The 13,997-nt window shown below is 48.8% G+C and carries 17 protein-coding genes; 5 read left to right on the top strand and 12 right to left on the bottom strand.

The window, feature by feature from the left end; translation table 11 throughout:
• Positions 1-10: 10 nt before the first annotated feature.
• From ACFVVF_RS14540 to uptA, 3 genes are read right to left on the bottom strand one after another with little or no spacing between them, the layout of a single operon-like run.
• Positions 11-649 (bottom strand): MBL fold metallo-hydrolase, encoded by a 639-nt coding sequence (locus ACFVVF_RS14540; protein WP_387810567.1) that lies wholly within the window; start codon positions 647-649, stop codon positions 11-13.
• A 24-nt stretch (positions 650-673) separates the two neighbouring features.
• On the bottom strand, positions 674-1,234 hold the full coding sequence (locus ACFVVF_RS14535) for a thioredoxin family protein (RefSeq protein ID WP_387810564.1): 561 nt from the start codon (positions 1,232-1,234) through the stop codon (positions 674-676).
• 43 nt (positions 1,235-1,277) lie between these two features.
• On the bottom strand, positions 1,278-1,886 hold the full coding sequence (gene uptA, locus ACFVVF_RS14530) for an undecaprenyl phosphate transporter UptA (RefSeq protein ID WP_387811495.1): 609 nt from the start codon (positions 1,884-1,886) through the stop codon (positions 1,278-1,280).
• Positions 1,887-2,034: 148 nt separating this feature from the next.
• Here uptA and ACFVVF_RS14525 point away from each other — a divergent pair, with 148 nt between their 5' ends.
• Together ACFVVF_RS14525 and ACFVVF_RS14520 are read left to right on the top strand one after the other, a co-directional pair.
• Positions 2,035-2,481: a cupredoxin domain-containing protein gene (locus ACFVVF_RS14525; RefSeq protein WP_387810561.1), complete on the top strand. Its 447-nt coding sequence runs from the start codon at positions 2,035-2,037 to the stop codon at positions 2,479-2,481.
• Between the two features lie 61 nt (positions 2,482-2,542).
• Positions 2,543-2,857 (top strand): dehydrogenase, encoded by a 315-nt coding sequence (locus ACFVVF_RS14520; protein WP_387811492.1) that lies wholly within the window; start codon positions 2,543-2,545, stop codon positions 2,855-2,857.
• 122 nt (positions 2,858-2,979) lie between these two features.
• Here ACFVVF_RS14520 and ACFVVF_RS14515 read toward each other — a convergent pair whose 3' ends face one another.
• Both ACFVVF_RS14515 and ACFVVF_RS14510 read right to left on the bottom strand, forming a co-directional pair.
• A complete protein-coding gene (locus ACFVVF_RS14515; protein WP_387810558.1) occupies positions 2,980-3,165 on the bottom strand; it encodes an H-type small acid-soluble spore protein in 186 nt (61 codons plus the stop codon).
• 55 nt (positions 3,166-3,220) lie between these two features.
• Complete coding sequence (locus ACFVVF_RS14510) at positions 3,221-3,430, bottom strand: hypothetical protein (RefSeq protein WP_387810555.1); 210 nt, start codon at positions 3,428-3,430, stop codon at positions 3,221-3,223.
• Positions 3,431-3,540: 110 nt separating this feature from the next.
• Here ACFVVF_RS14510 and ku point away from each other — a divergent pair, with 110 nt between their 5' ends.
• From ku to ligD, 3 genes are read left to right on the top strand one after another with little or no spacing between them, the layout of a single operon-like run.
• Positions 3,541-4,488, top strand: coding sequence for a non-homologous end joining protein Ku (gene ku, locus ACFVVF_RS14505; protein WP_387810552.1), 948 nt, complete (start codon positions 3,541-3,543; stop codon positions 4,486-4,488).
• Complete coding sequence (locus ACFVVF_RS14500; protein ID WP_387810549.1) at positions 4,488-5,450, top strand: ATP-dependent DNA ligase; 963 nt, start codon at positions 4,488-4,490, stop codon at positions 5,448-5,450. The genes ku and ACFVVF_RS14500 overlap by 1 nt, the downstream gene beginning before the upstream one ends.
• Positions 5,447-6,373 carry a non-homologous end-joining DNA ligase gene (gene ligD, locus ACFVVF_RS14495; RefSeq protein WP_387810546.1) on the top strand — a complete coding sequence of 309 codons (927 nt, stop codon included), beginning with the start codon at positions 5,447-5,449 and terminating at the stop codon, positions 6,371-6,373. Before ACFVVF_RS14500 ends, ligD begins: the two co-directional genes overlap by 4 nt.
• 40 nt (positions 6,374-6,413) lie before the next feature.
• Here ligD and cls read toward each other — a convergent pair whose 3' ends face one another.
• From cls to rfbC, 7 genes are all read right to left on the bottom strand, one after another.
• A complete protein-coding gene (cls, locus tag ACFVVF_RS14490) occupies positions 6,414-7,850 on the bottom strand; it encodes a cardiolipin synthase (RefSeq protein ID WP_387810543.1) in 1,437 nt (478 codons plus the stop codon).
• Positions 7,851-8,011: 161 nt separating this feature from the next.
• Entirely contained in the window at positions 8,012-8,992 is a 981-nt protein-coding gene (locus ACFVVF_RS14485) for a glycosyltransferase family 2 protein (protein ID WP_387810540.1), read from the bottom strand.
• Positions 8,982-10,388, bottom strand: coding sequence for an undecaprenyl-phosphate glucose phosphotransferase (locus ACFVVF_RS14480; protein ID WP_387810537.1), 1,407 nt, complete (start codon positions 10,386-10,388; stop codon positions 8,982-8,984). Before ACFVVF_RS14480 ends, ACFVVF_RS14485 begins: the two co-directional genes overlap by 11 nt.
• Before the next feature lie 101 nt (positions 10,389-10,489).
• Positions 10,490-11,449, bottom strand: a complete 960-nt coding sequence (locus ACFVVF_RS14475) for a glycosyltransferase family 2 protein (protein WP_387811489.1) — start codon at positions 11,447-11,449, stop codon at positions 10,490-10,492.
• Positions 11,450-11,456: 7 nt separating this feature from the next.
• Positions 11,457-12,317 (bottom strand): dTDP-4-dehydrorhamnose reductase, encoded by an 861-nt coding sequence (gene rfbD / locus ACFVVF_RS14470; RefSeq protein ID WP_387810534.1) that lies wholly within the window; start codon positions 12,315-12,317, stop codon positions 11,457-11,459.
• Positions 12,317-13,339: a dTDP-glucose 4,6-dehydratase gene (rfbB, locus tag ACFVVF_RS14465; protein ID WP_387810531.1), complete on the bottom strand. Its 1,023-nt coding sequence runs from the start codon at positions 13,337-13,339 to the stop codon at positions 12,317-12,319. The genes rfbD and rfbB overlap by 1 nt, the downstream gene beginning before the upstream one ends.
• A gap of 9 nt (positions 13,340-13,348) precedes the next feature.
• Complete coding sequence (gene rfbC, locus ACFVVF_RS14460; RefSeq protein WP_387810528.1) at positions 13,349-13,906, bottom strand: dTDP-4-dehydrorhamnose 3,5-epimerase; 558 nt, start codon at positions 13,904-13,906, stop codon at positions 13,349-13,351.
• Positions 13,907-13,997: the final 91 nt, after the last annotated feature.

Here is a 13,997-nt window from a genome sequence, read left to right as displayed (position 1 = left end):
AGCCTATAGCCTACGGCCGCACATACGGATTATTGGCTTTCTCAAAACCGATAGACGTCTTTGGCCCGTGTCCGGAATAGACGGTAACGTCATCCGGCAGTGTATATAGCTTGATTCGAATTGAATCGAATAAATCACGCTCACGGCCTCCCGGCAAATCGGTGCGCCCCACGGACGAGCGGAACAGCACGTCTCCGGAAAACAAATCTTTACCGTTCAGGAAGCTGACGCTGCCCGGGGAATGCCCCGGCGTATGCATGACCTGGAAGGTCTCGCCGATCAGCTTCAGCGTCATGCCTTCAGCCAGCTCATATTCCGCCGGCTCTGTAGTAAGCGGAGGGGTAGCATCGGGCCAACGCGCCGAGCCGTTTTTCTTCGGATCAGTCAGCCAGTCGGCCTCCAGATCGTGAATATAGACAGGACAGCCGGCTGCCGCCCGAACTTCATCGACGCCTCCCATATGGTCGAAATGAGCATGCGTCAGCAAAATCGCCTCGATCTGAACATTTGCGATCCGCTCCAGCAGCTTTTTCGGGTTCATGCCAGGGTCAATGATGATACCGCGCTCCCTGCCGCTTTCTTCCTCTTTGTTCGTCAATAAGTAACAGTTCGTCTGCAACGGTCCCAGTACGAAGGATTCAATACGCATCGATAATCAGGCTCCTATCCGGTATTAGAACGACTCAATAAGAGACCGCAGCTCTTTAATAATCAACGTCTGATATTCCGTTCCTTCGCCGTAGCGGCGCATAATTTCTTGGCGAGTCTCCGCAAGGTTGGCTTGATAATCAGCCGCTTCGCGGTCCGGGTTCGCTTGCTTGAAAGCAACCATCGGCTCTTGAATATAGGTCGGACGCGGTCCCCATTGACCGAGGACATTGCCTTGCGGATCTGCGAAAATAACGACTGGTACGGAACGTCCGCCCATCGTTAAATATTGATCCATCGTATCCAGATGCTCTTCCATAATGAGCACTTCTACTGGCACGTTTCCTGCCTCCAGCGCCTTGAATACAACCGGAATGTTGCGTACAACATCGCCGCACCAGTCGGCCATTAGAATATGAACGCGCAAGTCGTCGCGCTTCTGAAGCGATTCAAAGAAAGCGCGGTCCTCATTCCAGACAAATTTATCGGACCAGCCGAGAAAGGCCTCCTGGTTTTTAGTCATTCCTTCGATAAACTGCTGAGGGGTGATGCCTTTATTTTGTTTTTCCGCTATGCTCTTGGTCACGTGAATCATCCTTCCTGATATGCAAATTTATTTCGTCCTTCAATTATACCGATTTACCGCGTGAACGCACAATCTTGAAGATGACGTACACGATCAATAGTGCCAGTGCAATCAGAATTGCCGGCTGCACATACTTGCCTGCTACCTCGTCGATCGTCTCCCATTGATCGCCGAGCTTCATGCCCAAGTAGACAAATAGAAGCGACCATGGCAGCGAAGCGGCCGCTGTCAGTCCAGTGAACAGCCAGAAAGGCATTTTGGCCATGCCGGCCGGAATGGAGATGACTTGACGCATAACGGGAACGAAACGGGCCGTAAACACGATGCCGGAGCCGTACTTGTTGAACCAGCTCTCAGCCAGGTCCACATGCTTCGGCTTTATTTTAATATACTTACCGTATTTCTCGACAATAGGACGTCCGCCAAAGCGGCCGATCGCGTACAAAATCCAGTTCTGGCCAACGGCTCCAATCGTACCGAATATCACTGCCCCTATGTACGAAATGTCTCCTTTGGATACCAGATAACCGCCAAAGCCCAACACGATCTCACTCGGTATAACTTCAAGCATAAGTCCAATCAAAATACCAAAATAGCCAAGACTCTCGATCCATAACAACAGGTCATGCAGTACACCAGAAATCCATTCCATCAATCCGTTCATCCGCCTCTCTATCGTTTGTTTCCCGCCTGTATTCTACCATATCCAAGCAAAGACAGCCATCGCCTGCAAGTCATGTACAGACAAGCCCCCGCATAGACTAGCACAAAATCGATTTCCAAAGAGGTGATTGGAGGATATGTCCAAAGTACTGTTTGTTCAAAAAAAGCATCTGAAGTGGCTCGCATTTGTCGCCCTGATTCTGATTCTTGCCATGGCCTTCTGGAGCTGGGACCGCTCCAAAGCAGCAAGCGGCAGTTCGCCCGAGCCCCGTCCTATTGAGCTCGTAACCGTCGAATTCAAAACGACCGGGAAGGACGGAAAGGAGCAAGAAGTGTACAGATGGGATCCAGGCACCATTATCGTTCAAAAGGGAGAGTCCATTGAACTGCGCATCAACGGCTTTCAAGGAAACAGTCATCCTTTCGTGATCGAAGGACTGGGGGTAAAAGGCGAAGTGAAAAAGGGACAAACAACTGTTGTCCGTTTTACCGCCGACCGTGAAGGCACCTATCCGATTATATGCCTGTCCCACACCGATATGCGTCACAACGGGCCGATGGTGGGCTATATCGTCGTCGATTAGGACGGCTGTGACCGCCCTCTAGTCTATCGCATACATATGGGTAGAGAGGAGCTGGTCAATGATGAAGCCATCCGCCCAAAAGCATGCCCCCAATCTCCCAACCGCGCGTAAAATAAGACGTGCTTGCAGCAATGAGCTGTACCGCACCGCCAAACGGCTCAAGCTGTGGGTGCCTAAGGACAAAATGGAGCAAGCCGAAGCCCTGTATTATAAAAAGGTCATCCTGAATTTAACGTGGATCGCTGAGCATGAGAGCAACCGGAAAGTGCTGTCAGATTGGTGGGACGAACACGTTAGCGCCGAAATCGCCGAGCTGTGGGAGGTCGATCCGGCCCGCCTGCGCCTGGCGTTCCGTGAAGCTTTCGGCGGGACGTAGATGTATTGCTGAGCTATGCAAGATAACGGCGGCAGCATAAAGAGGGCTGTATCCGGCATTAGGTCTCCGTTCTGCTTTAAACAGAATGGATCTTGCGGATACAGCCCTCTTTTCTCAGCGAATCAAGCCTCTTCTTTCAGCCTGTCTACAGACACAGTATGCGTATTGAGCGGGTCAGAACCCACTTGTACGGTCGCCATTCCATTGGCCTCATCGACGCTTTCGATCCAGACTGACTTCTCGCCGTCCAGCTGCACGCCAATCGTTTGCTTGGACTCGTATATTTGCTTCGCTCTCGTTGCTTCCATAATCGTTCATAGACCTTCTTTCGGAATATAGAGTAGGCATAGCTCTAATACGGGCTTACTCTTCTACAGCCACGCTGTCGGGAGCCTTGCGCTCCAAATCCATCGTATCGGTTGTCGTCTCTTCAATCAGCCCGTTATGCATCGTTACCTGTCCGCCGCCAAGTCCCTCGTTCACCATCCGGTCGATGTCCATAAAATAATCGTTGCGGCCTTCATGGCAACCATCGCCGGTACATTCCTCGGCGGCTTTGTTCTCGTCTGCCATTTGTTTTCCTCCTCCCAGCCTAGTGTACTCCAGCAAAATATGCCCGTTCTGACTGGATTCCATTCATTCCGGCAACAATAATAACAACCAAAATGGAGAGGATGAATCGTATGCATACGGTATGGAAGGGTGCAATCAGCTTCGGTCTCGTGCATGTACCGGTTAAAATGTTCTCAGCTACGGAAGACAAGGATATTTCGCTGCGGATGCTACATAAAACATGCGGCGGTCCCATCAGCTATGTTCGGCGCTGCAACAATTGCGACGTCGAGACGGACTGGGAGGATATCGTGAAGGGTTACGAATATGATAAGGGCCGCTATGTCCTGTTCGAAAAAGAAGAGCTGGACCAGCTCGCCGGGGAAAAATCCCGCACGATTCAAATCCTTGATTTCGTCGCGCTGGAGGAAATTGACCCGATCTATTTTCAAAAAACGTATTACCTGTCCCCAGATCAGGCAGGCGGCAACGCCTATCATTTGCTATTAAAAGCAATGTCAGACTCCGGCCGTATCGGCATAGCCAAAGTATCGATCCGCTCTAAAAGCAGTCTGGCCGCCATTCGCGTCATCGACAATTGTCTGGCGATGGAGACGATATACTATCCCGACGAGATTCGCTCCATCTCGCAAGTACCGGGACTGCCGGACGCCGTCCAAGTGAACGACAAGGAGCTGACGATGGCCAAGCTGCTGATTGAGCAGTTGTCCACCCCGTTTGAACCAGAAAAATATACTGATGATTATCGTGTTAATATGACCAATCTGATCAACAGCAAGATTACAGGCGAGGAAATTCGTATCGCTCCGCAGCAGGAGCAAACGAATGTAATCGATCTGATGGCGGCGCTGCAAGCAAGTCTGGAAGCAGCCAAGCTGCCGCCTAAAGGTGCTGCCGGATTGGATACGGGGGCAGGCGCTAAACCCGCGGCGGCAGCAAGCAGTGAAGCTGCTGCAGAAGCGGACGGAACAGCAAACGGAGAAGCAGGAGAAGCTCAGCTTCCTAAACCGCGGAAGCCTAGAGCCTCCACTAAAACGAAGAAAGAAACTGTATCCTGATGGTGATCGCCGCTAATGCGATTTCGATAAGTGAGCCGATGATCCCCGTCAGCACGGACAGGCTGCCGCAGGGATCCGGCTGGGTCTATCAGCTGAAATGGGACGGCGTTCGAATGGTTGCCTGGCTGGACGGTAAAGGAGAAGTTCAGCTGTATTCGCGAAAGCTGCTGCATAAGGAAGCCGTCTACCCGGAAATCGTTCGTTCCCTTTCGGCACTGGCTAAAGAGCTTGGGCCCTGCGTGCTCGATGGAGAAGTCGTCTACTGGGATGGTGTTCGGCCTAATTTTCAAAAGGTGCTGCAGCGGGAGCGGATTGGCGGCATGGTATCCAATGAAACCAGCAGTAATAAAGGCCGGGTTTTGTACGTCGTATTCGATCTGCTTCAGGACGGACAGGAGGATCTTCGTCCTCTCCCTTTTCTCGAGCGTCATAAGCGGCTTCTCGCCAAGCTTGATCCGGTTCGCTCCGAGCGTATTCTGACGACGGAGCTTTTTACCGATGCTGAGGCTTTATGGAAGTGGGTTGTGGAGAACCGCTGGGAAGGGGTCGTCAGCAAGCGGGCAGACAGCCCTTATCGTGAGGGTAAAAAACATCAGGACTGGCTGAAGAAAAAAACAGCGCTGCTGCTCGATGTCGGTATCGTCGGCGTAAAGCGCCGCGAAGGCCGGGCTGCCAGCCTCGTGATGGCCGATCCCGGCAGCGGCTGCTTCCTTGGCAGTGTCTCGCTTGGTCTCGACGATGAAATGAGGAGAACGATCGGCGACATGCTTCAACTGAGCAGCAAACATCCCCCTTCCTGGCCGATGCCGTTCCACAGCTTGCCTGCTGAGCTGAAGGGTGAGGAAATTATTTGGCTTCCCGCTCCTATGCCCTGCCGTGTCACAGGGCTGGAAATGACCTCTGGAGGATTGCTGCGGCATCCTAAGCTTGTTTCCTTTGGACGCCCGGGAGCGGTCTTATGAGTGAACTGCGTCCCTCCTCCAGCTATGTAAAATCCAAGCCGGCAATTCTGTTGGTGGAAGACGAACAAATCAAAGTGACCAATCCGGACAAGCCGCTTTGGCCGGAGGATGGAATTACCAAGCTCCAATACATGGAGAAGCTTGCATTTCTGTCCCCTTTTCTAACCAAGCATTGCCGGAACCGGTATCTTACGACCATTCGCTTCCCTCATGGCATTGGCGACAAATCGTTTTATCAGAAAAACTGTCCGCTCCCTAAGCCGGATTTCGTACGGGTCGCCGAAAGCAACGGCATCTCCTATGTGCAGCTGGATTCGCTGCCTACGCTGCTCTGGCTCGGTAATCTTGCTTGTCTGGAATTTCATGCATCCTTCGATCTGATTGGAGATACCGAGTATGCCCCGGAATGGGTGCTTGATCTCGATCCCACCTTGAAGGACGAGCCTCGCATAATGGAAGCAGCGGGAATCGTCGGAAAGCTGCTGCAATCGCTTGGAATTGCGTCCATACCGAAGACATCCGGCGCTACCGGTCTGCAAATTATTGTTCCGCTGGCTGAGCCTCGTCCGTTCGAGGAATTACGGCAGCTGGGACAATTTATTGGCGATTTTCTTTCCCGTGCCCATCCGGGGCTGTTCACGGTTGAGCGGCTGACAAAAAATCGCGGCGACCTCATCTATGTGGACTATCTGCAGCATTTTGCAGGCAAAACGATTGCCGCTCCCTACACTCCGCGAGCAAGAAGCGGCGCTCCCGTCTCAACTCCTCTAACATGGGATGAAGTGCATAGCGGCCGTTACCGCCCTCGCGATTTCAACTTGCTCAATATTACGGAGAGGCTGCAAACTTTTGGCGATTTGATGGAAAGTGTTCCACCGCAAAAATTGGATTCTGTACTTCAATTTGTCGCCTCACATCAATAAACATCAGTAGAGGGAGTCCTTCGCAGGCTCCCTTTCCTGTTTATAAAAGCGGAGACAGCAGTTGAGCTGCCGCTTCCTTCAGCTTCTCCACTCTTGGCCGCTGCCGGAAGCTCTCCAGCGCAAGCTGCTCGCTATCGAGCAAATCCTGAGCGAAATCGCGGTCAAGCCGTGCAATGACCGCTTCATCAAAAAGCATTGCGTTCTGCTCATAATTGCTGTGAAAGCTGCGCATATCCATATTGGCGGTTCCTACTGCGGCCACCATTTGGTCGACAAGCAGAACCTTAGCGTGAATGAAGCCTTTACGGTAACGGTATACCTTCACGCCGGATTGCAGCAGCGGTTCGACATAGGATAGAGTTGCCCATAAAACCAGCTGAGTGTCTGCAATGCCCGGAATAATGATCCGCACGTCTACTCCGCTTTTTGCCGCAGTACAGAGTGCTGCGAGCAGGCTGGCATCCGGAATGAAATAGGGCGTCGTCAAATAGATGCGCGATTGGGCAGCCGACACCGCCGCGAACACCGTTTCCAGTATCGGAGCGCCGCTCCGGTCCGGGCCGCTGGAGACGATCAGTACAGCCTCTTCTGCTTCTGATACCGCATGCGGCGGCATGTAGCCGGACGGATTCAGCCGTTCCCCTGCAGCAAACGCCCAATCCTTCAAAAATAGCTCCTGCAGCCAGTAGACCGAATCTCCCTCCAGCTGTAATTGCGTATCGCGCCAGAAACCCAGCTTCTTCTCCTTGCCTAAATATTCGTCTCCAATGTTCATTCCGCCAACGAAGCCTACGGTTCCGTCAATAACGGCAATTTTGCTATGATTGCGGTTGTTTAGAAGCTTCTTGAATATTGACTGGTAAAAGGAGAGAAAACAAAAAGCCTGCACACCTCCGGCTTTTAACTGCTTTACATAGGATTGGCTTAGCCGATAACTGCCGACTCCATCGAAGAGGACACGCACTTCGACACCTTCGTTTGCCTTTTTCGTTAATAGCGCTAGAAAGCGCCTGCCAATCTCATCATCTCTTATCGTGTAATAATCAAGGTGAATATGATGCTTCGCATTGGTGATGGAGGTTAATATTGTTTCGTAATTAGCCTCGCCATTCGTGAGTACCTTCGTACGGTTGCGCAGTGTGATCTGCTGACCTGGCTCCGCTGTCAGCAGCGTGTACAGCTTCTTTTCCCCGGCAAAATTGGCGTTGCCTGCATCGCTTGCCTGCTGTGCGCAGAGAGAGCTGTTTCGAGCTTTCAACCAGCCCTGGGACTCATAAGGCAATAGCCTCTTAACTCTTCCCGTTATCGTGCGTCCAAGAATGAGTCTTGCCATAAATCCCGCATAGGGAAGCAGCAGTGAGATCGTCAGCCATGCTGCCAGCTTCGCCGGACGCTTCCTTTCCAGCACAATAATGATGACTAATTGAATAATTAAACCGAAAAAAAAGACAGCCGCTGCCGTGAGCCATCCTGTCATTTCCTGCACCACACCTTTGAACATCCTTGACTGATTGACTGTTGAAATGCCGCTTATCAGCAAAGGGAGTGGTTCTAGTGTTGCCCGGAGGAGGGAAACGCTATGCACTTTACACATCTTAAGTCATAAAAAAGACTCCATCTTTCTGTGAAAGAATGGAGTCAAAAATTATTGCTTTTCGTAACGGAAGGACGGGCTGCTTCAATATGCGTCCATATTAATTTATGCATGCTGAACCTTCTTCTTAGTCCGTGAGGAAGCCGTTTATAATGCAGCCCTAGCTTATAACCGATCAGCTTCGCTGCGGATTCCGCAATTAAACGCGGAACCAATCCCCATTGGCGCGCTGCCGATATCCCTTTCAGCTGGGTACGAACCAGACTAGAGCCTGCACGCCCTACAGCACTGTATTTCATAATCCATTCATTATGCCGCATCGACACACCGTTATCGAAAAACCGCTTAAACTGCTGCTTAATTGTGTAATTATGCGAATGATATACGGCAGCTTCTGCAGCGTAAGCGATTTGATAGCCGCCATCCAGCATACATTTTGCAGCCATAAACAAGTCTTCATTGAAAATAACAGGTGCCGGAAAGCGGCCCATATCGTTAAATATATCTCTGCGGATAGCAGAGCAAACATTGGAGCAGAAAAAGGCTTTTAGCCCTAAACGCTCAATATCTTCACTTCGTTTCACAGCTGCCTGCAGCGGGTAATTATTCTCCCGGGCTAATCGTTCGATAAGATTGGCATCGGGATAGGCAATTTGTCTTGCATAGGCATATGCCGTTTTCTCATTTGTCGTTAAAGGCTTGATGAGCTCTTGAAGCAGTTGGTCATTAGCAGGCATCGCATCTTGTGTCATAAACACAAAGATGTTGCCGGATGCCTGCGAAGCCGCAAAATTACGGGTGCCGCCATGGTCGAACTCCGTACGCAAAATGCGCAGCACTTTTGCGCCCGCTTCCTGTGCGACCTCCGCTGTACCGTCCGTAGATTCAGAATCGATAACGATAATTTCATGAGGCGGAAGGGATTGATTTTGCAGCTGCTGGAGCAATTGCTGGAATGCCGCCCCGGCGTTTAACGTTGGTATAATAACGGAAACTTTAGCCTTGTCGGCAAACTCAGTATGCATTCTTGTTGACAATCCCTTTCACGACCGTCTTTACGATGATTTTCAAATCGAATAGAAAAGTCCAGTTCTCAATATAAAATAAATCATGTAAAATCCGGTCTTGGATTGACGTATCTCCACGCAATCCGTTCGTCTGCGCCCAGCCCGTAATGCCCGGACGAATCTGATGCTTAATCATATATTTCGGTATTTCCTCTTTGAACTGGTTCACGAAAAATGGACGTTCCGGCCGTGGACCTACAACGCTCATGTGACCAAACAGCACATTAAAAAATTGCGGCAGCTCGTCGATACTCGTCTTGCGCAAAAAGCTGCCAAACCGGGTGCGCCGCGGGTCATTTTGCACCGTCCACTGCGTATCCGCCACTTTATCCGCCGATATACGCATTGAGCGGAACTTATACATATAGAAGGATTTGCGGTCCAGCCCCATCCGCTCCTGCTTGAACAGCACAGGACCAGGAGAAGTCAGCTTAATGCCGATGTAGGCAAACAGCATGATTGGCGAAGTAATTATAATAGCGATAAGCGAAAATACAATATCGAACGTCCGCTTTAGCATCCGGTTGCTCAGCTCATCGAGCGGCACATCACGAACGTTAATTAACGGAATACCGGCAAAATTGTCGAAAAACGGCCGTGCCGGCAGCAGATCGAAATAGTCCGGGATAATGAGCGTCTTCACACCGGCATGCTCGCATATTTCGATAATATCCGCATATTTCTTGTGCGCATCCAGCGGGAGAGCGATGATGACCTCGTCGATCGGATACCGTTCCAACTGCCCCTGAAGATCATTTAAAGAGCCTAAAACCGGCTTCATATTCTCTAGCTCCGGCGCATGCTTTGACTGGTAATCGTCAAGAAAACCTACGACTTCATAACCAAGATCGGGATAATTGCGAAGATTGGTGTAAAAGCTGCGTCCTACAGAGCCTGCGCCCAGGATAAGTACAAAACGTTTATTGAAGCCGCGGCGCCGGAAGGCCGATAGCGTCTTCTTCACCACAAAGCGGTAGATGGTGATGATCATGACATTCATAACAAAAAATATACCGAGAAATTCCCGGGAAATATGTACTTCCTTCGTGAAGTAGAACAAGCTCAGCAGACCGAGAAAGCTGATTGTCTGGATCTGCAGTATTTTTAACACTTCCAGCGTATAGCGCTTGCGCCGCTTCGGTGCGTAGAACTGGAGATAGAAGCCGACAACGACGGCAGCAAAGGAATAGATGGTTCCCCAGAGCAGGTAGGTTGAGAAAGGCGCCCCCTTTTGATACGGAAGCAAATTGCTATGAAATTTAAGCCAATACGCGGCTAAGAACACAATTAACGTACAAAGAAGATCCGAAAGTACATATAATTGCGTTAATATTTTTTGATTTTGTCGAATCATAGGACCGCTTTCACTACTTTCTCTTAAATTTCGATTCTATTTGCATTGTAACAAAATTTAGGAGATAGTTGAACCCCGTCTATTACCAATATCTATATTCTTTAACGTTGATTAGATGACTTTAGTTGCGTTTGACTGTGCTTTACTTGATCTTGAATTATTCTTCGTTTACGGAGCATTTTAGGGATTGAATGGAATATGACGGGCCAGCATCGCAATAACCCCGGTTCTCTAAGAACAATATAGCCCAGCTTAGCTCCTTCCACTACTGTCAGCAAAGGAATTAATTTCAGTAGATGCCATCCGATCTGCTCATTTTTCACAAGTGTGAAAAAACGATTCTGATAGGAATGTCTGCGCACAAATAAAGGGATCGCAGCTCTTCCTCCCTTTTTCCATCCACGGTGATGAACTGCTTTAGCTTCTGGAATATAACAGGAACGCCATCCCAACTGTTGGGCGCGCCAAGCAACATCAACATCCTCTTTGTATGCGAAGAAATCCTCATCGAAAAATTGACCGTCTATCTGAATATCCCGGATCATGTTCATCCGATAAAATGCAGCAGCTCCAGATACCCCAAACACTTGCTTCTTCTGCAACCAGTTGCTTACCGGCTCCCCTGCTGCAAGATCATAGGCTTGTCTCGTTCGCCGCATGCCGAGACCGGCACTGTCCATAATAGACAGATCGGCTGACAGCACCAGCCTGCCTGTAGCACTGCCAACCTGCCCGTTTTCTTCCATAAATTTGATTAAATTAGACACATAACCGGAGTCCAGCGTTACATCCGGATTCAACACTAGAATATAATCAGAATCGGTGTAGCTTATCGCCTGATTCTGACCTCCTGCGAATCCATTGTTTATCGTATTTTTCACAAGGATAATACGTTCACCACCGTTATAACGCTCTATACACGCAGCCGTACCGTCTGCAGAAGCGTTATCGACAATAACAATCCGTTCAATCGGATGAACCTGACTCAATACGGCATCAAGGCAAGCTTCAATATCCTCGGCGCTGTTATACGTGACAATACAAATGCTTACCGTTGCCATCCGACCATCACTCACAATCCTTCAAAAAATGTTGCAGCGCTTCCCTCCAAGGTCTAAGCGGAGTAAATCCATTGCTGCGAATAGCACTGTGGTCCATAACAGAGAAAAACGGCCTTGGAGCTGGACGCGGAAATTCATCTGTCGTACATGGGTCGAGCTGTATCGGAATACTGCTGTCTTCAAATATAGCTTTTGCAAAACCGAACCATGAACAGCTCTCTGTATTTGATGCATGATAGATTCCGTAATTATCCGTTTGAACGAGTTCGATAAGAAAGGAAGCCAGGTCATACGTATACGTCGGAGAACCAATTTGGTCTGCTACAACCTTTAAACGATCCTTTTCGTTCCCAAGCTTCAGCATTGTCTTTACGAAATTGTTGCCGTATTTGCCGAATACCCAAGACGTCCTTACAATAAAAAAACGGTCATGAAGCGTCTGGACGGCATATTCTCCTGCCAGCTTCGACTTTCCATATACCGTCTGGGGATGAGTACGATCAAATTCATTGTATGGTACGTTAGCCGTACCATCAAACACATAATCGGTACTGATATAGCAAAGTTTAGCTCCGAATTCTCTTGCAGCGACTGCAACGTTGCGTGATCCAGCCGAATTTATACGAAAAGCCTCATCCGGTTCGGACTCGGCCTGATCGACAGCTGTATAGGCTGCACAATGAATAACAACGTCGGGACGATGCTTAGCAAGCACAGCCCTACACTGTTGTAAATTCGTAATATCCAGCTCATTACGGCTGAAACCGATGATTTCAACCGTATTTTCTCCTAACTTGTATTCCACCAATTCACGGCCTAACTGGCCGTTTGCTCCCGTTACGGCAATTTTAATTTTTGTAGCTGTCATTACTTCGCCTCCAGGCGATCCTTATATTGCGTATCATAATATTGCTGATAGGAGCCCGATGCGACCTGCTCCATCCACTCCGTATTGTTCAGGTACCAGCGAATCGTTTCCTTAATTCCGTTCTCGTAAGGATACTGCGGCTGCCAACCCAGTTCATTGCGGATTTTATCAGCATCAATCGCATAACGGCGATCATGGCCGAGACGGTCCTTCACATAGGTAATCAATGTGTCCGGTTTACCCAGTTCTTCAAGAATTGTTTTGACAACATGGACGTTCGTTCGCTCATTGTTGCCGCCGACGTTATATACTTCCCCGTTCCGGCCATTATGAAGTACAAGATCGATTGCGCTGCAATGATCTTCCACATACAGCCAGTCGCGAACGTTAAGACCGTCGCCATACACTGGAAGCGGCTTATCTTGAAGTGCATTCTGGATCATAAGCGGAATAAGCTTCTCCGGGAATTGGTAAGGTCCGTAATTGTTGGAGCAGCGTGTTATATTAATCGGAAGACCAAAGGTTTCATGGTAGGCTCTAACGAGCAGATCTGCTCCCGCTTTACTTGCTGAATAAGGACTGTTAGGCGCTAATGCTGTTTCTTCTGTAAAGAGGCCTGTGTCGCCAAGCGTGCCGTATACCTCATCTGTCGATACTTGCACAAATTTGTTGATATTATACTGCTTAGACAGATCAAGCAGTGTTTGTGTTCCGAGAATATTCGTCTGAACAAAAATTTCCGGATGCAGAATGCTGCGATCCACATGGGATTCCGCTGCAAAGTTTAATACCGCGTCTATATCTCCATTTTCGAACAATGGCTCTAAGGCAACCCTATCTGCGATATCTGCCTTCACGAATGTATAGTTGGCATGATGTTCTATTGCTCTAAGATTCTCTAAATTGCCTGCATAAGTTAGGGCATCCACATTAATAATTTGGTAGTCTGGGTATTTCTCAATCATATAGAGAACAAAGTTGCTTCCGATAAATCCGGCTCCGCCAGTGATCAATATTTTCACAGTTATAACTCACCTTTCAAATACAAAATTTATTTCTGCATCTGCTAGTACAGGATGCTTCTTGTCTTTGTCCGATAAGACAGGTGTCGAAGTCGGCCAGTCAATCGCCAAAGCAGGATCATCCCATGCGATGCCTCGGTCATGCTCGGGGGAATAATACTCATTAACTTTATATTGTACTTCACAATTCGGTACTAATGTACAGAACCCATGTGCGAATCCTTGTGGTACCAACAACTGTCTTTTGTTTGCTGAACTTAAAATAAAACCTTGCCATTGTCCAAAAGTAGGTGAGCCTTTTCTAATGTCAATAATGACATCATAAATTGCACCTGCTGTCACTCGAATTAACTTGGTTTGAGCTTTAGGATTCAATTGATAGTGCATTCCACGAAGTACGCCTGCTTCTACAGATAAGGAATGATTGTCTTGAATGAACTTATAGGGTATCCCGTTGCTATGCGCAATTTGTTCATTATAGCTTTCTGTGAAAAACCCTCTGTTATCTCCAAACACAATAGGTTCAATTAGTTTAACATCTGGAAGCTTTGTCTCTAATACTCTCATAAAGTCACCTGCAATTCATTCAGTTTTAGTTTGCCATAACTTTAGATCCTACGAGTTCTTGCAATTTTAAAATTCTGAATACCTTACATAT

The sequence above is a fragment of the Paenibacillus sp. NPDC058174 genome, assembly GCF_042883865.1.
Lineage (GTDB): Bacteria > Bacillota > Bacilli > Paenibacillales > Paenibacillaceae > Pristimantibacillus.
This window is presented reverse-complemented; position numbering and strand designations above follow the sequence as displayed.